Origin of the sequence: Pseudomonas marvdashtae (assembly GCF_014268655.2) — a bacterium.
Lineage (GTDB): Bacteria > Pseudomonadota > Gammaproteobacteria > Pseudomonadales > Pseudomonadaceae > Aquipseudomonas > Aquipseudomonas marvdashtae.
Map to the genome: position 1 here is coordinate 3,051,184 of NZ_JABWQX020000001.1, position 20,244 is coordinate 3,071,427.

Consider the following 20,244-nt stretch of genomic DNA (forward strand, 5'->3'; position numbering starts at 1 on the left):
ATCCGTAGGCCCGCGCATCACCCCTCAGAACGAATACGCTCCACCAACCGCGCCTGCAATTGCTCGAGCTCCTGCGGATCAGCTTTCCCCTGCCCATGGGCGCCAGGCGCCTGGCCTTCCCAGCGTGGAATGATGTGCACATGGATGTGGTAGACCGTCTGCCCCGCTGGCGCGCCATTGAACTGGGCGATCTGCACACCGTCCGGCTGCAACTCGTCGACGATGACGCGGGTGAGGCGCTGCACCGCTGACATCAGCTTCCCCAGCACCGCGGGGTCGACCTCCAGGATATTCCGGGCCTGGGCCGCCTTGGGAATGACCAGTACGTGACCGCGCGACTGAGGGAAGAGGTCGAGGAAAGCCAACACATCCGCGTCTTCGTAGATCTTGTAGCAAGGGGCTTCGCCGCGAAGGATAAGCGCAAAAATATTCTGCGGATCGTATTGGCCGTGCAAGCTCATGGTCGCTCCTTGGAAGGTACTTTAACTTTTTAGCGTCAGCGCTATCTTCTGCTGCAATTCGCTTTCTGAGAATGGTTTATGCAAAACCGGGTATTTGGCAAATTCGCCAGGCACACCGCTAGCACCGTATCCGGTACTGAACAGGAAAGGAATATCGCGTTTACGCAGTATTTCTGCAACGGGAAAAACCCGCTCACCGGCCAGGTTGACGTCCAGGATCGCCAAGTCAATCTGCGCCGTGTCTGCCATTTCCCGGGCCACGGCGAGCCGTGGAACGGACGCCACCACGGTGCACCCCAGCTCTTCGAGCATTTCCTCGATCAACATGGCGACTGTGCCTTCGTCTTCGACAAGGAGCACCCTGATACCCGCAAACAGGGTCATGCGTGGTTCTCAGCGACCATAAACGAGAAGCGACAAAGAACGCCCTCAGGAGCAAAGGTGAGCACGAATATCCCGCCAAGGTCACGCTCGATGCAACGCTTCATCAAACGGGAACCGAGCCCCTCGCGCTCCGGCTGGAGCACCAGCGGTCCACCCTGCTCGCGCCAATCCACCGTCAGCAAGGTTCCGTTCGGTTGCGGCTGGACGTTCCAGTTCACCGAAAGCCTGCCGGTCTCGACGGACATCGCGCCGTATTTGAGGGCGTTGATCGCCAGCTCATTGAGGGTCATCGTCAGGCCAAGCGCGATTCGCGTATCGACATCGATGGCATCGCCCGCGATGGTGATCCGACCGGGCTCGGCTCCGAATATCGGGGTGAGCACTTCCTGCGCCAGGGAAGCGAGGGGTGTATGGCCCCAATGCCGCCTCGTCAGCAGGTTGTGGGCTCGGGACAAGGCGAGAAGACGCGCCTCGAACCGGGTGTAGCCGTCCTTGGCGTCCTGGGCGTTGCGCGCCGTTTGGGCTGCCAGGGATTGCACGGTGGCGAGGGTGTTCTTGACCCGGTGATTGAGTTCGTCGATCAGTGTCTTCTGCCGGTCTTCCGCCTGCTTTCGCTCGGTAATATCCACCAGCATGTTGATGGCGCCCACCAAGTTGCCTTCGGCATCGTGCAGCGGCGTGGGATACGGGGTGAACGGTACGCGGGTGCCATCGGGCCGTTCTGCTATCGCCTCGACACCGCGTATCGGTCGGTTTTCCTTCAAGGCGACCGCCATCGGACACTGGTCGTGGGGCAGCAGGTTCCCGTCGGTGGTGAACAGTTTCCAGGTCACGCACCAGAGGTCGCCCAACCGAGGCGTGCGACCTGATAGTTCGACCGCCGCCCGGTTGAAGAAGTTGATACGGCCGTCGGCGTCGGTGGTGTAGACCGCTGCGGGCAATGCTTCGAGCAGATTGCGCATGTGCCGCTCGCTTTCGCGAATCTGGTTCTCCATCCGTCGCGCCAAGGTGACATCCTGGAGCACGCGCACGCCATAGCAAAATACCCCGTCGGCGTCCCTGACCGATGAGCTGTGGATGTCCAGGTACACGGTCTCGCCGTCAGGCTTGAAAGCGCGCTTGCGCAGCACGTAGTTGTCCAGCTCGCCGGCCACTTGGCGCGCATACAAGGCAGCATCCTCGTCGGTGCTGTCGGAGTGGGTGTAATCCAGGAAAGTCATTTGCAACAGTTCTTCGCGCGACCGACCGAGCATATTGCAAAGGGCGTCGTTCACCCGCAGCAGGCGTCCGTCCGCGCTGGCCTCGGCGATGCCGATCGTCGCCGCTTCGTACGTCGCCGACAGCCTGTCGTCGCTCTCCTTGCGTGCGGTTTCGGCCGTGTGGACACAGGTCATGTCCACCGTGAAGCAGCGCGTATTGAAGAGCTTGCCCTGTTCGAAGCGCCCGTTGGAAGTGATCGAGACATGCTTGATCGAGCCGTCCTTGGCCCTCAAGCGCGCCGGATAGTTTTCCAGGCATTCGCCGCTGCTCAACTTGCCCAGAATGTCGCAGATGACGGGCTCGTCGACATGAAACTCGGTGATGTTGCGGCCGATATATTCTTTTGCCGAATAGCCCAGCAGGGTCAGCTCGGCCTTATTGGCGCGTAGAATGATGCCCTCGCCACTGACGATGTGCAGGCCCACCGCGCTGTTCTCGAAAAAATCTTCGAGGTCGGCGTTCTTGTGTCGAAGCTCTTCGGCCACGGCATGGTGGGCCGAGACATCCTGGAAACAGTTGATCGCGCCCTGGATGCCTCCTTGCGAGTCCTTCAGGGCCCGGATGTTCACCAGTGCCACGAACCGCGCTCCGTCCGGACGTTCGATGATCACTTCCTGGTTGCGCGTCGGTAGACCCGTTTCCAGGGACGTCGCCATCGGGCAGTCTTCCAACGCAAGCGGGGTACCGTCGGGCAGGAAAAGGCGATAAGAACCGCAGAAGCGGTCGCCACCCTCCCCCAGCATCGGCACTCGCCCCCACATGGCCGCCGCCTCGCTGTTATACCGGACCAGCCAGCCTGCGCGATCGCAGACGTACACGGCGCCAGGAATGGCATCGAGCGCGTTCGTTCCAATCGCCACGAGACTTTCGTACTCGCTCGGCGGCGTACGCGTCTCTGTGGGAAGCGCTTCAATATTCGACATGGTTCATCCTCAATCCGCCTGGCCTTGCCATCGCTGCGGTCCTGCGACTTCGCAATGGACACTAGACCCCCTGTTCATCCTGCGAGTTCAGGGAAACTCGACACCGCATGAATTCAGGTCAGAACCTGAACAAATGGCGCGGTGTTTCCACCATGAGCGCGTGCATAAGGTGCGCCGAACCCTCCAGTGCTTGCAACTGTTGCATCACCGTATCGAAACCGACGCTGCCTTCATGTTGGGTGTGCGGCCAGTCACTGCCCCACACCAGCCGACGCGGGCCGAAACTCTGCTCCAGCAACGCCATTGCGGACCGGGCGAATTCGAGGTTCTCCCGATCCGTCCCCGCCAGCCGGTAGATGCCGGAGACCTTCATCCACACCTGGCCGCCAGTGCCCAGCTCCAGCAGCTTGGCAAAGCCTGGCTGGTCAAGGCCCAAACGGGCATCCGGGCGACCGAAATGGTCGATCACCACTTGCACGCCAAACGGCATCAGTTGACCAATCAATGCCGGCAACGCATTCACGGGCGCATGCAATTCGACGTGCCAGCCCAATCCAGCGAGATCTCCCAGGAAAGCTTTCCACGCCGTCTCGCGAAAATCAGGCAGGGCCTTGCCCATCAGGTTCAAGCGCACACCGACCACTCCCAGTCGAGCCATGTCATCGAGCACGGCGCGGCTGATACCGGGCTCCACGACCACGACGCCGCGAAGTCGCCCCGGCGCCTGTCGCAGCGCAGCCAGCAAGTAGCCGTTGTCGTTGCCGAGAAAGCTCGGCTGGACCAATACCCCATGGCTCAGGCCATGGGTTTCCAGGTGCTCCAGATAGTGCGCCAGCGTGGCGTCATAGTCAGGCGTGTAGCGCCGAACAGCCGCCAGCTCCAGCTCGCGGCTGAACACATGAGCGTGGCAGTCGACGCCGGTAATCGGCGTAGTACAGGTATCAACCATTGCTTTTCATCTATCGCAAATAAGGAGTGATCAGGCCCGGGCGCTCTCGCTGCCAGCCGAAACGGCGGTTGCCGGGGGCGCGGTCGCTTCGAGGCTGCGGCCGCGGGTTTCCGGCAGGCACAGCGCCGCGAGCACCGCCACGCCGTAGGCAATGCCGGCGTCGATGCCGATGGCCGACCCGAGGGACATGGAATCGCTCATATGGCCGACCAGGAACGGGAAGACCGCCGACAGCACCCGACCAAAGTTGTAGCAGAAACCTACGCCGGCACCGCGCACGTCCGCCGGGTACAACTCGTTGAAAAACGCCCCGAGGCTCGCCGGAATGCCCGCAGCGAAGAAGCCCAGCGGGAAGCCGAGGAACAGCATCTGCGTGTTGCTCAGCGGCAGGAACACGTAGCACTGCACGGTCACCACACAGCACAGCGCGAACAGCAGGATGTTCTTGCGCCGGCCAATGCGATCGATCATCAAGCCACTGACGATACAACCGCACCAGAAGGCAAAGATGATCACCGCCAGGTAGCCGCCGGAATTGAGCACCGACAGATTGCGCTCGGTCTTGAGAAACGTCGGTAACCAGGTCATCACCGCGTGATAACCGCCGTGGGCACCCAACCCCAACAAGCCACCGAACAAGGTCACGCGAATCAATTCAGGACGAAAGATGCCGCCCAGGGATTTGAAGAAACTCTGCGCGATGGCTTGTTCCTTTTGCAGGCGCTGGAAGCTGTCCGGCTCCTCGACGTTGCGACGCACCCAGATGATCAGGAACGATGGCAACAGGCCGACAATGAACATCACTCGCCAGGCCATGTCCTGCGGCACCAGGGAATAGATCAAGGTAAACACCCCGACCGCCAATCCCCAACCCACCGCCCAGGCGCTCTGGACGGTGCCCATGACTTTGCCGCGGTATTTCGGATTGATCGTCTCGGCCATCAGAACCGCGCCGGCAGCCCACTCCCCACCGATTCCGAAGCCCTGCAGGGCCTTTACAATCAGCAACTGGTGGAAGCCGGTGACGAACGCCGACAAGAAGGTGAAGAACGAGAACCACAAAATCATCCATTGCAGCGTGCGCACTCGACCATAACGATCCGATAACGTGCCGCCGACCCAGCCGCCGAGGGCCGACGTGACCAGCGTGACGCCGCTGATCAGCCCCGCATCGCCCTTGGACAAGGCGAACGCGGCGATCAACGCCGGGATCGCCAGGCCGAACATCTGTACTTCCAGGGCGTCGAGCGACCAGCCGCCGAAACACGCCCAAAACGTTTTACGCTCCCGAGAAGTGATTTGGCGATACCAGTTGAACATGATTCTTGTCCTTATGAGTGGAACGAAAGGCAGCCGAGAGCGAACCGCGCCGCTGCAGGGCCAGTCAGGAAAAACACACAGGGCAAGGGCCGCGGAGATCGAGACGCCGCGTGCCCGCCGAACTCAGCGGATTTCGACGCTGTAGCGGAAGTGCTCGGCATGCCCGCGCGAACGGCGCCACTCCAGCGGGTTGCCAGCGTAATCGCGGGCGAGACGCTCGATTACCACCACCGGGCTGTTGACCGGGACTTGCAACAAGCGCGCGTGCACTTCGTTGACCGATTCGGCCGTGAGGGTTTCCTGCGCGTAGGCAACCACCTGCCCGCAGGTTTCCTCGTAGATGGGATAGAGCAACGGCCCTTTCTGGTTCAGGTCGATCTCCAGCAACGGCTGGAATCGGCTGCGTGGCAGCCAGATTTCTTCGGCGAGCACCGGCTCGACTTCCAGCAGACGTACCCGGACGATGCGGATCACCGGCGCATCGACCGGCAGACCCAAGGCCTGCGCGACCGCCGACGGCGCAGGCACGGGTTCGACAGACAGGATGCGACTCTCCGGAACCCGACGTTCGCCCGACGCGCTCTGGAAGCGGAAAAAACGAAACAGTGACGACTGGAATTGCGGACGACGAATAAACGTACCCCGACCCTGCTGCCGCTCCAGCACGCCCTCGCTGACCAGCGCATCGATCGCTTTGCGCACCGTGCCGGTGGACAGCTGGTACTCGGCTGAAAGCGCCGCCTCAGTGGGAATCGCCTCGCCAGGACGCCAGCGATTGTTGGCGATCTGTTCGGCCAACTGGTCGCGCAAACGTTGATAAAGCGGCAGGCGGGCGTCGCTGGACAGGGCGTTCATAGGACTATTTTCACCTTGTTATCTAGTCATCTATATGAATATTGGCGGAGTATTTCCTTCTGTCGACCTGGTTGTCAAGCAGGCCCCCTGCGCTTTACAGACGAGTGGAAGGCTCAATGACGATGCTGCACAGCCGGTCAATGCTGATATCCCACAGACGCCCCTTGCCACAGGTCATCATTATTCCTGTGAAGGGCAGTGCCCTCCCATCGCGCTCTCGTAGTAGAGTCTCCATCCGATGTCAGAACCCATTTCGAAAGACGTGAGCACCGGACATATCGTTCGAACGACTTGCATCACGTCATTCGCCCAGCCGCAGCGATAACAACATGATTGAAATCACCGAAATCTCGATTGCCCAGCTCCGGGCTGCGCTCGAATCCGGCCAGGCCATGGCGGTCGAACTGGTCCAGGCGTACCTTGCCCGGATCGACGCCTACGACGGCCCGGACACCTCCACCGCCCTCAATGCGGTGGTGGTTCGCAACCCCGATGCGCTGGACGAAGCGCGGGCGTCCGATGCCCGTCGGGCCAAGGGCCAGACGTTGGGCCCGCTCGACGGCATTCCCTACACCGCCAAGGACAGTTACCTGGTGAAGGGGCTCACCGCCGCCTCCGGAAGCCCGGCGTTCAAGGATCTGGTTGCCTATCGCGACGCCTTCACCATTGAACGACTGCGCGGCGCCGGGGCCATCTGCCTGGGCAAGACCAACATGCCGCCGATGGCAAACGGCGGGATGCAGCGCGGCGTGTATGGCCGCGCCGAAAGCCCATACAACGGCGATTACCTCACCGCGCCGTTCGCCTCGGGTTCCTCAAACGGCGCGGGCACTGCCACTGCCGCCAGTTTCGCCGCCTTCGGCCTGGCTGAAGAAACCTGGTCGAGCGGACGCGGCCCGGCCTCGAACAATGGCTTGTGTGCCTACACCCCTTCGCGCGGGGTGATATCAGTGCGCGGCAACTGGCCGTTGACGCCAACCATGGACGTCGTCGTGCCTTACGCCAGGACCATGGCCGACCTGCTCGAAGTATTGGACGTGGTAGTGGCGAATGATCCCGATACTCGCGCAGACCTTTGGCGCCTGCAGCCTTGGGTACCGATTCCGCCCGTGGACTCGATTCGTCCCGCCTCGTACCAAAGCCTCGCCGCCCAACCGGATACGCTGGCCGGCATCCGTTTCGGCGTCCCGCGGATGTACATCAACGCCGACCCGGAAGCGGGCACGGCGCAAAAGCCGGGAATCGGTGGCCCGACCGGGCAACGAATCATCACTCGTGCGTCGGTGATTGCCCTTTGGGAAGAGGCCCGCAAGGCGTTGGAGGCCCAAGGCGCGGAAGTGATCGAAGTGGATTTCCCGTTGGTCTCCAACTGCGAGGGCGATCGTCCTGGCGCACCGACCGTCTTCACTCGCGGCCTGGTGTCCAAGGAATTCCTCCACCATGAATTATGGGATCTGTCGGCCTGGGCATTCGATGATTTCCTGCGGGCCAACGGCGATCCGAAACTCAATCGCCTGGCTGACGTCGACGGACCGCTGATTTTTCCTCACGATCCCGGCACCCTGCCCAACCGCGAGGATGACCTGGCCGCCGGCATGGACGAATACGTGAAGATGGCCCAGCGCGGCATCACGCCGTGGGACCAGATTCCCACCTTGCCTGACGGATTGCGTGGACTCGAAGAGACACGCCGGATCGATCTCGAAGACTGGATGCAGCGGCTTGGCCTGGATGCGGTGATCTTCCCCACCGTGGCCGACGTCGGCCCAGCGGACGCGGACGTCAATCCGGCATCTGCCGACATCGCCTGGAGCAACGGGGTTTGGGTCGCCAACGGCAATCTCGCCATCCGCCACCTGGGCGTGCCCACGGTCACCGTGCCGATGGGCGTGATGGCGGACATCGGCATGCCTGTAGGGCTGACATTTGCCGGCCGAGCCTATGACGATTCGAAGCTGTTGCAGCTGGCCTCGGCGTTCGAGGCGATGGGCTCGAAACGAATGATTCCGCCGCGCACGCCGCCGTTGTCGAGTGATAAGCAACAGGCCTGACGGCGACTGAAGCCTATCTGGCGAAAGCAGGCCCACCGCTGCGTTGCGGTGATGCCTGCGCCGCCAATACTCGAACTACCGACTAATCGAAGCAGCCAACCGCCAGCCGGCCTATCTCGGGCCGGGCGTAGAGATACCCCTGCATCAGCTCGATTCCCATTGCCAGCAACGTTGCGCTTTCTTCCCGCGTCTCGACGCCCTCGGCGATGACGATGATGTCCAGGCGACTGGCGACCAGGATAATGCCCTCGACGATGGCGCGCTTGACGGGGTCCTGGTCGATGTCACGGGTCAACGCCATGTCGATTTTCAATACCTGGGGCTGGAACAGCGCCAACAGGTTGAGGCCCGAATAGCCTGAACCGAAATCGTCAATGGCGGTGGTGAACCCCTGGCGTTCGTACTCCAGGAAAATCGATTTCAGATGGTCAGGATCGTCCACCCGCTCGCCTTCGGTCACTTCGAACATGAGCCTGTTCGATGGAAAATCCGATTGGCGCGCGGCCTCCAATGTCGCCCGTATACAGGTCTCGGCCCGGTACACAGCGTTGGGCAGGAAGTTGATGCTGAGCAAGCAATCGGAGATATCGAGAATCCCCAGCCTCGCAGATTCTTCGATCGCCTTCACTCGGCAAGCCTGGTCGAACCGATAGCGGTTGCTGTCATTTACAAGCCCGAGGATATGGGCTGCCGATTCGCCATTCACCCCCCTGACCAACGCTTCATAGGCAAACGCCGTGCGCGTGCGGACGTTGAAGATCGGCTGGAAAGCCATGGTGAAATCAAACCCCAGCACCTCATGGTTGCGACATTCGGCGCAACCAAGGGATTTGAAGGTTGGATGAGAAGAAGATTGGCTCATGATCAGTGTTCCGGTCGCGGAAAACGGGGTCGCTGTTGTTGCACAAACTATAGGCGATACCCTTGAGTCGGCACGGGCCACGCTTTCTGAAGTTCTGTCGGGCCCGTCAATCCGCTAACCGCTGAATGCTGGGCTTTTATTCGATCATTGCACCTTCGCGGTGCGCCAGATGAGCGTATCGACGCCATGATTAACAACGTTTAACTCGCGCGATCGCGCGGCCTCACCAAGAATGGGACGCTCTGTTCAGACCCTTTAAAGCGGGAGGCGGTGCCCTATCGGGCAGTACGCCGGTGCGCTTCCTACTGGCACGGATTTTCGTCATGGCCCACGCATCGCTCATCGCCGTCAGCACGCCCGTCACGCCAACAGCCAAGACCACGGGCGGCCTGTCGCCCTGGCGCGAAAAGCTGGTCAAGAAAATGATTCTCGATGGCCTGAGCGAGACGTTGGAAATCACCCGACTGGCCGAAGCGTGCGCCTTGTCCCGCAGCCATTTCTCCCGAGCCTTCAAGCGCAGCACCGGCCAATCCCCCCAAGCCTGGATCCGTGCCCAGCGCATTGCCAGGGCCAAGCATCTGATGCAGAGCACTGATCTGACCCTGACGCAAATCAGCCTGGAATGCGGCTTCTGCGACCAGGCGCATTTCTGCCACCTCTTCACCCACAGCGCAGGCATCAGTCCGTTTGCCTGGCGATCTCGGGTCCAACGTGCGCAGCCCTATGCCCTCGGCGCCGGGTGATCCCCACGCATTTTTCGCCAAACTATTCACAGGGAATGAAGCATGTCGCCTGCATCAAACAACATTGTCGGTCCCGGACCCATGCCAGCGGCCCTGAAGCCGCTTTGGCTCCTGGCCTTGCTGGCGGGAAGCGCCCCCACAATGGCGGCGCAAACCGCCGATGGTTTTGTAGAAGGCGCATCGCTTGAAATACTGAGCCGCAACTTTTACCTCAACAATGACTACCGCTCCCCTACCCCGGCGGGCAAAAGCTACAAGCAGGAATGGGCCCAGGGTTTCATCGCTTCGTTCGAGTCCGGTTTCAGCACCGGCACCGTTGGTGTCGGCATCGACGCCCATGGTTTCCTGGGGCTGAAACTGGACGGTGGCAAAGGCCACTCCGGAACCGGGTTATTGCCGCTGGATGATGACGGCCGTAGCGAGGATCAATATTCCAGCGCAGGCGGTGCGTTAAAATTCAAGGCGTCTCGAACCACCCTGGCACTGGGCGAAATGACCGTGCAAACCCCGGTGTTCGATACAGCGGACAAACGCCTGCAACCGGAATACGCCAGCGGCGTGTTGCTGACCAGTCGCGAGACCGAGGGGATCGACCTGCAGGCCGGCCATTTCCATGCATTCAAGAACCAGGACGCCTCCACCGCCAGAGGAGATTTTTCCGGATACGGGGCAACCACCCGCCACGGCAGCATCGACTTCGTGGGTGCCGATCTGTTCAGCGGCCGCCCAGTGGGTGGCGCCGTGTACGCCTCCGAGCTGAGCGACACCTGGCGGCAGTACTACACCAACCTGCACGCCACCGTTGGCGATCTGTTCGTCGACGGCAATCTGTATCACACCCGCGACCAAGGCCAGGCCGCCGCAGGCGCCATCGACAACACCGCCTACAGCCTCTTGGGCAAATACCGGCGCGATGCCCAGGCGTTCACCGTGGCCTATCAGAAAATCAACGGCGACACGCCGTTTGACTTCGTCGGTGGCGACTCCATCTACCTACCCAACTCGATCAAATACGCCGACTTCAATGGCCCCGGCGAACACTCCTGGCAAGCACGCTATGACCTCGACCTTGGCGCGCTGGGCATCCCCGGCCTGGGCTTCATGGCCCGCTATGTGACGGGTAGTGGAATAGATGGCAGCCATGCCCCCCAGGGCGGCGCCTACAACACGTTCGACACCGACACCGGGACCTACAGTCCGCAACAAGGAGACGGCGGCCGTCACTGGGAACGCGACCTGGACCTGCACTATGTCGTGCCGTCGGGGCCGGCCAGGGACCTGTCGCTGCAGCTGTCCCATGTCACCCACCGTGCCAACGACGCCCAGGCGGGCGACGACATCGACAGGCTCTACATCGTTATCCAATACCCGCTCAAGCTGGGGCCGTCCTGAAGGAACACATCATCAAAGCTTCACGGCGCCGATGGCATGATGATCGTTATTATCGAGCCCGCTCGTAGCAACGTATCAGCCCAGCGAGGAAGCGCCCATGTCGTCCGCAGGAACACCGATAGATGTCTCCCATCGACCACGCCTGGCGGATCTCAAGCCGCTCGTTCAGCCAGTGCGACCCGTCGCCAATGAGCTGCGCCCGCCGACAGAACCCAAGGTCACCCCGGCAACGCAGTTGGAAAACCGAGAGGGATACCGCAGCGATTTCCTCGGCGATTTCATTGTGCCCTGGCCCGCCCTTGATGCCGAGCAGGCAAAGGACGTCTATTCAACAGGCAACACTGGTGACCGCCTGGATTACACCCATTTCTCCATCACGATGTCGCGGCGTCGACGGTTGGCGCTCATTGCCGGGGTTAACATCGACGGCGCCAGCAGTGTCGAAATCGACCGCAAGCGCGATGCCTGGACCTATGACGGTCGGCTGCCCAGCGACGCACAGATCGGCGAAGCACTCTATGCCGACAACCTGTTGGATCGCGGCCACCTCGTCAGGCGCCAGGATCCGAACTGGGGACAAGAGGCGCACACGGCCAATGGCGACACGTTCCACTTCACCAATTGCTCACCGCAAATGGCGGCCTTCAATCAGAAAACCTGGTTGGAGCTTGAGGACTACATCCTCGACAACACCCGCCGCTGGAAAGGCAGAGCGACGGTGTTCACCGGGCCGCTGTTTCGCGAGGATGATCCCACCTACAGAGACGTACAAATTCCCACCGCATTCTGGAAAGTCGTGGCATTTCTCAGCGACGACGGCAAGCCATCCGCCAGCGCCTACATGATCGATCAGCAGCGGGAGCTCGGGAAACTTCAACTCGTATTCGGCGCGCTTAAAACCTACCGGCACAGCGTCGACCAGATTGAATCACTCACGGGCATTCGCTTCGGCGGCCTGGCTGACTACGATGGTTTTTCCAACGAGGAACGCTTGACGGGAACACGGATTGAAGCGGCGATTCGGGGGCCTGAGGATATTCTGCTTTGAGCGGGCCGACCGGCGCCCCGCATCGTGGGCGGTCGGTCCGGCTCCGCAGGATCAGCCAGCGGTGACGGTCATGCCGCCATCGGCCATGACCACCGAACCGACCATGAAACTGGCGCGGTCCGACGCCAGGAAGGCGACCACCTCGGCGATTTCTTCCGGCTTCGCTGTCGCGCAACGAGGGTCAACGGGCTTTGGTGATGTTGCGGGGACTGTCGGGGTTTTGCGCGAATCTGCAAACCGGCGGGATAGCCCGGGGCGACGGCGCGCCCCGGACCTCATGCGCTATGGCTTGCGCGTGACCCTCCACACTGTGTTCGCCAGGTCATCAGCAATGATCAACGCACCTCGCGGATCGACCGTCACGCCGACGGGGCGCCCACGGGTCTTGCCATCGGAACCGCGGAAGCCCGTGGCGAAGTCCACCGCCTCACCCGCAGGGCGACCGTCGCGGAACGGCACGAAGATCACTTTGTAGCCCACCGGCTGATCACGGTTCCAGCTGCCGTGCTCGCCAACGAACGCGCCTTCGGCGAACTGTTCGCCCATGGCCGGAACCGAGAAATCGACACCGAGCGCGGCGACGTGGGATCCCAGGCTGTAATCGGGTTTGACCGCAGCGGCGACTTTTTGCGGATCCTGTGGCTGCGCGCGCGGGTCGACGTTCTGCCCCCAATAGCTGTAGGGCCAGCCGTAGAACGCACCTTCGCGCACCGAGGTCAGGTAGTCCGGCACCAGGTCGGGGCCCAACTCGTCGCGTTCGTTGACCACCGCCCACAACTGCCCGGAGCCAGGCTCGACCTTCAGCGCCGTCGGGTTGCGCAGGCCGGTCGCAAAGGGTTTGTGGGCGCCCGTCTCGGCGTCGATCTGCCAGACCATGGCCCGGTCGATCTCGACTTCCATGCCGCGCTCGGTGACGTTGCTGTTCGAGCCTATGCCGACGTACAGCGAGCGCCCGTCGGGGCTAGCGGTCAAGGCCTTGGTCCAGTGGTGGTTGATCGCCGACGGCAGGTCGGTGACCTTGACGGGGGGACCGCTGGCCTTGGTCTGGCCGTCTGCGTAATCAAAGCGAACCAGCGCATCCTGGTTGGCCACGTACAGCTTGCCGTTGGCAAACGCCAGGCCATACGGCGCGTTGAGGTTTTCGGCGAAAACCGTCTTGAGCTCGTAAGTGCCGTCGCCATCTGCATCGCGCAACAACGTGAGGCGGTTGCCGCCCTTGACCTGGGTGTTGCCCTTGGCCTTGATGACGCTGGCGATCACGTCCTTGGGCTTGAGCTTCGCGGCGTTTCCGCCACGGCCCTCGGCGACGATAATGTCGCCGTTTGGCAAGACCAGTGTTTGACGCGGGATCTTCAGATCGGTCGCAATGGCAGTGATGTCGTAGCCTTGGGGCACCGTCGGCTTCTGGTCTCCCCACGCCACCGGCTCGGCGATTTTCATGCTGGGCAACAGGCCACGCTGGGGCTCTGGCAATTTAGGGTCGGGACCCAGTGTCTGGGTCGCGTCCCCTTCTCCTCCGCAAGCGCTGAGCAGCAGCGCCATGCTCAAGGCGGTCAATGCGATGCGCGGCTTCATTGCTCACCTCCCGAACTCAGGTTGGTAAGGCCGACCCACGCCGCCACGCAGGCCAGCAGCGTCGCGATGACAGACAGCACGAGGCCCTGGGGCATGATCGCCCAGGCGTCCTTGGCGTGCTCGAAAGCGTTGACCAACCCGAGTACCCAAGTGACCAGCAACAGCAGGAAATACGCTACGGGACGCCCGGCCTTGCGTTCGGCCCTGAGCAGGTTGACCAGGGCGAACACCAGCGCCAGCCCACAAAAAACCAGCCCACCGGCAATTAGCCACGAGGCAAAATTGCTCCACTGGATCTGGTACGTCTTGAAGTAAGCGATGTCGCTAAATAGCGCGCCGAGAAACAGGGGAACGGTGCCCGCCAGCAAGACCGCGTGGAGCGGTCCTGGCGTGCTTCGGTAGAGGGGATGAGCGGTAACGGTCATTGGCAACTCCTTTTCGTTCAGCGGCCCTGATCGTTATCCGGTGAGAAGCCGATCAGGGTTGCGTTGATGACGCTAGGAAAATGATCGCGCTGCCAAAGCGTTAGTTCCGATATTTTCGTTGGCCCAGGATTTTCTGGCTATATCTTCACCATCAGTTCCCCCTGCGCCTCCGCCACGCCATGCAGCAGCTCGATCACCCAATCGATAAACACCCGTACCCGGGGCGACAGTTGTCGATGCGGTGGGTAGACCACTGAAATCGGCCATAACGGCACCGGATGGTCTTTCAACACCTCTAACAGCCGGCCCTCGGCCAACTGCCGTTGAACGTGATAGCGGGGCACCTGGACCAGACCGAACCCGGCTTCGCAGGCCGTCACGTAGGCGTCGGCATTGTTGACGGTCAGCTCGCCCGGCAGGTGCAACTCGCGCACGTGCCCTGCGACTTCGAATTCAAACGGAAAAAAACGTCCGCCGCCGGATGCAAAGCGGATGGCCTGGTGCGCAGTCAAATCCTCCGGTCGCAGCGGCGTTCCGGCGCGAGCCAGGTAACTCGGGCTGGCGCATGTGAGCTGGGACAACCGCACGATTGGCCGCGCCACCAATGCCTGGTCAGTGATGTTGCCGGCGCGGATTGCGCAGTCCACGCCCTCGCGCTGCAAGTGCACCTGGCGGTCATGAAAACCGATGTCCAGTTGCAAATGTGGATAGCGCCGATAAAAATCCGGCAGGTTCGGCACGATCCAGGTGCAGCCGAAAGCGATGGGCATGTCCACCCGCAAGGTGCCGCGAGGCTGGCTGCGTTGCGCAGACAGCGAGGCTTCGAGATCGTCCAGTTCATCCAGCAATTGGCCGCAGCGCTGGTAATAGGCTTCGCCATCGAGCGTGGCTCGCACTTGCCGCGTCGTGCGCTGCAGCAGTTGCACGCCCAGATGACCTTCGAGTTGTTGAATCAACAGGCTGACCGTGGCCCGTGGCAAGCCAAGATCATCGGCCGCCTTGCCAAAACCGCCCAATTCAACGATGCGCCGGAACACCTGCATGGCTTGTAATCGGTCCATAAACGACGCTCACTATTCAGGAATCACGAATAGTTAAGCCAGATTTACCGGGTTTATCCAGAAATTCATGTACGGGACACTGGCCCTGTCATTCATTTCTTTTGGAGTCAACCGCATGATCACTCGCCAACTCGGCCAACAAGGCCCACACGTCAGCGCTATCGGCCTGGGCTGCATGGGAATGTCGGATTTCTACACCACCGGGATCGATCCGCGAGAAGCCATTGCCACGCTCCACCGCGCCGTGGAGCTGGGCGTGACACTGTTCGATACCGCCGACATGTATGGGCCCTACACCAACGAGACACTGCTCGGGCAAGCCTTGCGTGGCAAGCGTGAAGGGATCTACCTGGCGAGCAAGTTCGGCCTGGTGCGCAGCGAAGATCCCCACGCCCGGGGCGTCAACGGGCACCCCGATTACGTCCGGCAGTCCGTCGACGGCAGTCTCGAGCGCCTCGATACCGATTACTTGGACCTCTATTACCAACACCGCATTGACCCGCAGGTGCCGGTCGAAGAAACGGTCGGCGCCATGGCGGAGCTGGTCAAGGCCGGCAAGGTGCGCCACATCGGTCTCTCGGAAGCCAGCGCCGAAACTATCCAGCGGGCGCATGCGGTGCATCCTTTGGCGGCCGTGCAAAGCGAATACTCGCTGTGGTCCAGGGAGCCCGAGCACAACGGCGTGCTGGAAACCTGCCGGCGCCTGGGGATTGCCTTCGTCGCCTATAGCCCATTGGGTCGCGGTTTCCTGACGGGCGAACTGAAGGCCCCGGAGGATTTTGCCGCCGATGACTATCGCCGCTTCAATCCACGCTTCGAGGCCGACAATTTCTATCGCAACCTCGCGCTGGTCGAGCGAGTCAAGGCGTTGGCTGCGCAGAAAGACATCAGCGCCTCGCAATTGGCCCTGGCCTGGGTACTGGCCCAAGGGAGCAACGTGATCCCGATCCCAGGAACGAAACAGCGCAAGTATTTGGAGAGCAACGTAGCCGCGATCGGGGTTTCCCTGAACACCGATGAATTGAATCATCTGGATGAAATTTTCGGCGCCCAAGGAGCCGTGGCGGGCGCGCGATACGACGCTCAGGTGATGACCTTGCTCGACGGCTGAACAGCAACACGGTTGAGGGGGTGAAGGTAACGGCCCGGCCTTTCCTTGCTTAACAAAAAACCTCTGCTATAGCTTAAACCCTTCACTTTCTAATGCGAGGCAAGGGAATGTCAGCCGCCAAGAAAATGAGCGTGGGGCAGCTGACCATGCTGACTGCCGTCAATATGCTAGGGTCCGGCATCGTGCTGCTGCCGACCAAGCTCGCCGAAGTGGGCGGTATTTCGATCCTTTCCTGGCTGATCACAGCCACGGGCTCGCTCGCATTGGCCTACGCCTTTGCCCGCTGCGGCATGCTCAGCCGCAAGACCGGCGGAATGGGCGGATACGCTGAATACACCTTCGGCAAGTCCGGCAACTACATCACCAACTACACCTACGGCCTTTCACTGCTGATTGCCAACGTGGCGATCAGCATCACCGCCGTCGGCTATATCCAGACGCTCTTCAGTGTCCAGCTCGACTCGCTGCAGGTCGGCCTGGCAACCATCGCATTATTGTGGCTGACCACCTTTGCCAATTTCGGCGGGGCACGCATTACCGGCAAGATTGGCGCCGTGACCGTGTGGGGCGTGATAGCCCCGGTGGTGCTGGTTTCGACGGTCGGTTGGTTCTGGTTCGACAGCAGCATCTACGCAGCCGGCTGGAACCCTCACGACATGAGCTGGTACGAAGCGGCCGGCGCTTCCGTGGCGATCACCCTCTGGGCGTTCCTGGGGTTGGAGTCGGCGTGCGCCAACGGCGACGCGGTGGAGAACCCCGAGAAAAACGTGCCGATCGCGGTACTCGGTGGCACGCTGGGCGCTGCGGTGATCTACATCGTTTCAACCAACGTCATTGCCGGCATCGTCGACAACGCCGAGCTGGTCTCCTCCACGGCGCCGTTCGGCCTGGTCTTCGCCAAGATGTTCAACCCCCTGATCGGAAACGTCGTTATGGGCCTGATGGTGATGGCGTGTGTCGGCTCGCTGCTCGGCTGGCAGTTCACCGTCGCACAGGTCTTCAAGAGCTCGGCGGACACCGGTTACTTCCTGCCAATCTTCGCCAAGGCCAACAAGCATGGTGTGCCGATCGTCAGCATGCTGATCCTGCTGGCGATGCAGACAGCGTTGGCATTGCTGACCATCAGCCCTGACCTCGCCAAGCAATTCGATACGCTGGTGAACCTCGCCGTGGTCACCAACCTGGTGCCCTACATCCTCTCCATGGCGACGCTGGTCACCCTGCAAAAAATATCGAATGTCCCGGCCAACAAGGCTTTGCTCACCAACATTGTCGCGGGCATTGCCGCGGCCTACAGCTACCTGGCGCTCTACAGCTCGGGGGAACAGGCGTTGATGCTGGGCGGCGTGGCAGTCATCGTCGGCTATACGCTGTTCGGTTACGTCAATACCCGCCTGATCCGTCTTGAAGCGTTGAACAATAGCGTACCGACCCAGACCGTCGCGGCGCAGCACATCGTTGGCGAGCCCATTCCCGTCAACCACCTGAAGACGGCCAACCTGGAGGCCTTGCCATGACGGAACAGCGAAATCTTTTGGGAATGCTGGCCTTGCTGGTGTCCAACGCGCCAGACAAGCGCAGCGTGTTCGGTCGAGCGCTGATCCAGTTGATCAGCGATGTGGAAGAGCGCGCCGTCAGCGTGCTGACCTCCGAAAACCTGAGCGATGCCAAGTCGATCCTGAGCTCCGACCCGGCGATCCAGTGTGTGCTGCTCAGTTGGGAAATAGACACCAGCGAAGACCACCGCGAATGCATCGACTTGCTCACCGCGCTGCGCGAGCGCAACACCCGGGTGCCGGTGTTCCTGATCAGCGATCGCAGCACCGCATCCAACGTACCGCTGATCGTCATGCAATATGCCGACGACTTCATCTGGCTGCCCGAGGACACCAGCCGCTTCCTGAGCGGGCGGATCCTGGCGGCCATCGAGCGCTATCGCCAGGCGGTACTGCCGCCGATGTTCGGCGCCCTGCTGAAGTTCGCCCGCAGCTACGAGTATTCCTGGCATACGCCGGGGCACGCCGGTGGCACGGCTTTTCTGAAAAGCACGGCGGGCCGGGCGTTCTACGAGTTTTTCGGTGAAAACCTGCTGCGTTCGGACCTGTCGATCTCCGTCGGCGAACTGGGTTCGCTGCTCGACCACAGCGGCCCTATCGGCCAGGGCGAGCGCTACGCCGCCAAGGTGTTCGGCGCGCATCGCACCTACTACGTCACCAATGGCTCGTCGATGTCCAACCGGGTCATCCTCATGGCCAGCGTGACGCGCGACCAGATCGCGCTGTGTGATCGCAACTGCCACAAATCCGCCGAGCACGCGATGACCCTGTCCGGGGCAATTCCGACCTATCTGGTGCCGACCCGAAACCGCTTCGGCATCATTGGCCCGATCCTGCCACAGACCCTCAGCGCCGAAGGCGTGAAGGCGGCCATCGCCAGCAATCCACTGGTCAAGAGCCACATCGACCCGACGCCGGTGCACGCCATCATCACCAACTCCACTTACGATGGCCTGACCTACAACGTCACCCGCGTCGAGGAGCTGCTGGGGCAAAGTGTCGACCGCCTGCATTTCGACGAAGCCTGGTATGGCTATGCGCGGTTCAATCCGTTGTACAAGGACCGCTTTGCGATGCACGGCAGTCCGGACGATCACGACCCGTCGAAACCGACCGTGTTCGCCACCCAGTCCACGCATAAATTGCTCGCGGCGCTGTCCCAGGCCTCGATGATCCACGTGCGCAACGGGCGCAACCCGATTCCTCATGGGCGCTTCAATGAGTCGTACATGATGCATGCCTCCACCTCGCCCAATTACGCGATCATGGCCTCATGCGATGTCAGCTCGGCGATGATGGAGGCGCCCAGCGGGCAGATCCTGACCAGCGAAGCGATCGAGGAAGCCGTCGCCTTCCGCCAGGTCATCTCCCACATGCAAAGCGAGATGTTCAGCCATGACGACTGGTTCTTCTCCTGCTGGCAACCGCCATCGGTGCAGGTGGACGGACAGGCGATTCTATTTCACGAGGTCGATCCGGCCAGGCTCAAGGCTGACCCGAGTTGCTGGGTGCTGCACCCCAATGAGGTCTGGCATGGCTTCGGTGACATTGAAGACGGCTACTGCATGCTCGATCCGATCAAGGTCTCGGTCCTCAGCCCCGGAATGGGCGATGACGGCAACCTGCTGGACTTCGGCATCCCGGCATGCGTGCTCACCGCCTACCTCGGCAGGCAGGGTATCGTGGTGGAAAAAACCACCGACTTCACCATCCTGTTCCTGTTTTCCATCGGCATCACCAAAGGCAAATGGGGCACCTTGGTCAACGCCCTGCTCGACTTCAAGCGCGACTACGATGAGAACCTGGAACTGGAGCTGTGCCTGCCCGACCTGGTGAGTGCCAACCAGCAACGCTACGCGGGCATGGGTCTCAAGGACCTGGCTGAAGAGATCTTCGCCGCCATGAAAAAAACCAAGACCACCGCAGCCATGGCCGAGGCCTTCGGCATGCTGCCCACGGCGCAGTTCAGCCCGGTGGAGGCTTATGAAAAACTGGTGAGGAACGAGATCGAAACGGTGACCTTGGAAGAAGCCGCCGGCCGGATTGCGGCAACGGGCATCGTCCCGTACCCGCCGGGAATTCCCCTGCTGATGCCAGGGGAAAACGCAGGACCTGCGGACGGGCCAATACTGACCTACCTCAAGGCGCTGGAAAACTTTGACCGATCATTCCCCGGCTTCACCCATGACACCCATGGGATTGAAAACGAATCAGGCGTCTATCAGCTGCTGGTACTGAAACAGGACGCAGCGGGCCAGTGACCGATTG

17 protein-coding genes and 1 pseudogene are annotated in these 20,244 nt (G+C 61.4%); 7 read left to right on the top strand and 11 right to left on the bottom strand.

Annotated features, from left to right (window positions below; translation table 11 throughout):
* Positions 1–17: 17 nt before the first annotated feature.
* From HU742_RS13595 to HU742_RS13620, 6 genes are all read right to left on the bottom strand, one after another.
* Positions 18–461, bottom strand: coding sequence for an HIT family protein (locus HU742_RS13595; RefSeq protein ID WP_186639360.1), 444 nt, complete (start codon positions 459–461; stop codon positions 18–20).
* A gap of 21 nt (positions 462–482) precedes the next feature.
* Positions 483–845, bottom strand: coding sequence for a response regulator (locus HU742_RS13600; protein ID WP_186642808.1), 363 nt, complete (start codon positions 843–845; stop codon positions 483–485).
* Positions 842–3,028, bottom strand: coding sequence for a PAS domain-containing sensor histidine kinase (locus HU742_RS13605; protein ID WP_186642809.1), 2,187 nt, complete (start codon positions 3,026–3,028; stop codon positions 842–844). Before HU742_RS13605 ends, HU742_RS13600 begins: the two co-directional genes overlap by 4 nt.
* Before the next feature lie 118 nt (positions 3,029–3,146).
* Positions 3,147–3,977, bottom strand: a complete 831-nt coding sequence (locus tag HU742_RS13610; protein WP_186642810.1) for an amidohydrolase family protein — start codon at positions 3,975–3,977, stop codon at positions 3,147–3,149.
* 30 nt (positions 3,978–4,007) lie between these two features.
* The gene (locus HU742_RS13615) at positions 4,008–5,297 is read right to left on the bottom strand and encodes an MFS transporter (protein WP_186642811.1); all 1,290 of its coding nucleotides are present in this window, start codon (positions 5,295–5,297) and stop codon (positions 4,008–4,010) included.
* 123 nt (positions 5,298–5,420) lie between these two features.
* The gene (locus HU742_RS13620; RefSeq protein WP_186639352.1) at positions 5,421–6,152 is read right to left on the bottom strand and encodes a GntR family transcriptional regulator; all 732 of its coding nucleotides are present in this window, start codon (positions 6,150–6,152) and stop codon (positions 5,421–5,423) included.
* Positions 6,153–6,481: 329 nt separating this feature from the next.
* On the opposite strand from HU742_RS13620, the gene HU742_RS13625 reads away from it, so the two are divergent.
* Positions 6,482–8,203: an amidase gene (locus tag HU742_RS13625; protein WP_186642812.1), complete on the top strand. Its 1,722-nt coding sequence runs from the start codon at positions 6,482–6,484 to the stop codon at positions 8,201–8,203.
* An 82-nt stretch (positions 8,204–8,285) separates the two neighbouring features.
* Here HU742_RS13625 and HU742_RS13630 read toward each other — a convergent pair whose 3' ends face one another.
* Positions 8,286–9,065, bottom strand: a complete 780-nt coding sequence (locus HU742_RS13630; RefSeq protein ID WP_186642813.1) for an EAL domain-containing protein — start codon at positions 9,063–9,065, stop codon at positions 8,286–8,288.
* A 323-nt stretch (positions 9,066–9,388) separates the two neighbouring features.
* Between HU742_RS13630 and HU742_RS13635 the strand changes: the two genes are divergently transcribed.
* The 3 genes from HU742_RS13635 to HU742_RS13645 all read left to right on the top strand — a co-directional run bounded on the left by HU742_RS13635 (position 9,389) and on the right by HU742_RS13645 (position 12,248).
* Positions 9,389–9,808, top strand: a complete 420-nt coding sequence (locus HU742_RS13635) for a helix-turn-helix domain-containing protein (RefSeq protein WP_186642814.1) — start codon at positions 9,389–9,391, stop codon at positions 9,806–9,808.
* Between the two features lie 42 nt (positions 9,809–9,850).
* Positions 9,851–11,200 (top strand): OprD family porin, encoded by a 1,350-nt coding sequence (locus HU742_RS13640; protein ID WP_186642815.1) that lies wholly within the window; start codon positions 9,851–9,853, stop codon positions 11,198–11,200.
* Positions 11,201–11,297: 97 nt separating this feature from the next.
* Positions 11,298–12,248, top strand: coding sequence for a DNA/RNA non-specific endonuclease (locus HU742_RS13645; protein ID WP_186639345.1), 951 nt, complete (start codon positions 11,298–11,300; stop codon positions 12,246–12,248).
* Between the two features lie 51 nt (positions 12,249–12,299).
* Here HU742_RS13645 and HU742_RS13650 read toward each other — a convergent pair.
* The 4 genes and pseudogenes from HU742_RS13650 to HU742_RS13665 all read right to left on the bottom strand — a co-directional run.
* Positions 12,300–12,413, bottom strand: a pseudogene (locus tag HU742_RS13650) (SDR family oxidoreductase); the annotation flags it as partial.
* Positions 12,414–12,530: 117 nt separating this feature from the next.
* Positions 12,531–13,823, bottom strand: a complete 1,293-nt coding sequence (locus HU742_RS13655) for a PQQ-dependent sugar dehydrogenase (protein ID WP_186642816.1) — start codon at positions 13,821–13,823, stop codon at positions 12,531–12,533.
* Positions 13,820–14,248, bottom strand: a complete 429-nt coding sequence (locus HU742_RS13660; RefSeq protein ID WP_186639342.1) for a DUF2231 domain-containing protein — start codon at positions 14,246–14,248, stop codon at positions 13,820–13,822. The genes HU742_RS13655 and HU742_RS13660 overlap by 4 nt, the downstream gene beginning before the upstream one ends.
* A 137-nt stretch (positions 14,249–14,385) precedes the next feature.
* The gene (locus HU742_RS13665) at positions 14,386–15,309 is read right to left on the bottom strand and encodes a LysR family transcriptional regulator (RefSeq protein ID WP_186642817.1); all 924 of its coding nucleotides are present in this window, start codon (positions 15,307–15,309) and stop codon (positions 14,386–14,388) included.
* 115 nt (positions 15,310–15,424) lie between these two features.
* Here HU742_RS13665 and HU742_RS13670 point away from each other — a divergent pair, with 115 nt between their 5' ends.
* From HU742_RS13670 to HU742_RS13680, 3 genes are all read left to right on the top strand, one after another.
* Positions 15,425–16,420 (top strand): aldo/keto reductase, encoded by a 996-nt coding sequence (locus tag HU742_RS13670; RefSeq protein WP_186642818.1) that lies wholly within the window; start codon positions 15,425–15,427, stop codon positions 16,418–16,420.
* A gap of 107 nt (positions 16,421–16,527) precedes the next feature.
* Positions 16,528–17,937, top strand: a complete 1,410-nt coding sequence (potE, locus tag HU742_RS13675) for a putrescine-ornithine antiporter (protein WP_186642819.1) — start codon at positions 16,528–16,530, stop codon at positions 17,935–17,937.
* The gene (locus HU742_RS13680; protein WP_186642820.1) at positions 17,934–20,237 is read left to right on the top strand and encodes an Orn/Lys/Arg family decarboxylase; all 2,304 of its coding nucleotides are present in this window, start codon (positions 17,934–17,936) and stop codon (positions 20,235–20,237) included. Before potE ends, HU742_RS13680 begins: the two co-directional genes overlap by 4 nt.
* Positions 20,238–20,244: the final 7 nt, after the last annotated feature.